At 55.7% G+C, this 911-nt stretch carries 1 protein-coding gene; it reads left to right on the top strand.

Annotated features, from left to right (window positions below):
• Positions 1-128: 128 nt before the first annotated feature.
• On the top strand, positions 129-911 hold a 783-nt coding region (locus BI292_RS11320), incomplete at its 3' end, for a hypothetical protein (RefSeq protein ID WP_101207929.1).

Raw genomic sequence — 911 nt, 5'->3', positions numbered from 1 at the left:
CCCTATCCCGACATCATCGAATGGTCAAAACCACTACCCCCGGAACAATGGGCAAAACGCTCCCCGGAACTGGAAGCGGCCATCGCCAAACGTGAGGCCGAACTTGCGGCCCAGTCCGAGGACGCCGCATGAGCACGCCACCGGCAGGCACCACGGAAAAACGGTTGTTTTCAAGCAACGACTATTTAGCGCCGCTGCCTGTTCCTACCGGTAGAAAACCTTCGGACGTGCTTAACATCATCTGGCGCAAGAATGAGGTGTTTCTGGATATTGGAAGCTACAGCGTCGCCTCGGCGGTGATGGTGTTGTGGCCGGGGGTGATGCTCTTCCTATCCATGGGGTACGGGTTTAGAAATATCGCCCCTGATGCCAGTGCTTTTGCTCTCATTGGGGGTGGAATAATCACTGGCGTACCTGCGCTAATGTTGCTCATTGCTCTTTTTCGCGAAGTCCCCTTGCCCATTCGCTTCAACCGCCAACGCCGAGAAGTCTGCGTCCCCCGCAACGACGGCAAATACTGGATCGTGCCCTGGGAAAGTGTCACTGCCGCTGCCACACAACAATCGTCAGTCAGTCAGGCCGGTAAAGCGACGATGGGTTTACTGATCGTCGGTTTCGAAAACCCGGACCCGCTGGCGGAGGAAGACAACAAACATTTCTCGCTGGGCTTCAACTGCGGTGGCGGTACGACCGCAATGGCATTGTGGGAGTGCATGCGCAGTTATATGGAAGTCGGTCCCGAAGCCGTTGAGGATCAAACGGCCCGTCTGGATTGGAAAAAAGGGATCTGGGCGACTTACCTCGACGACCTGATCAAAGCCGCAAAACTCAGAGGTTGGTTCATAACCGTCCTGTGGGAAGGGTTCTGCGGAATCTTCATTTTCAACACCCTGCTGATCGACGTGCTCGAG

Origin of the sequence: Pseudomonas sp. 43NM1 (assembly GCF_002836905.1) — a bacterium.
In the GTDB taxonomy this organism is placed as follows: domain Bacteria; phylum Pseudomonadota; class Gammaproteobacteria; order Pseudomonadales; family Pseudomonadaceae; genus Aquipseudomonas; species Aquipseudomonas prosekii.
The sequence above is the reverse complement of the archived record's forward strand: the minus strand, read 5'-3'. Positions and strand labels throughout refer to the sequence as shown.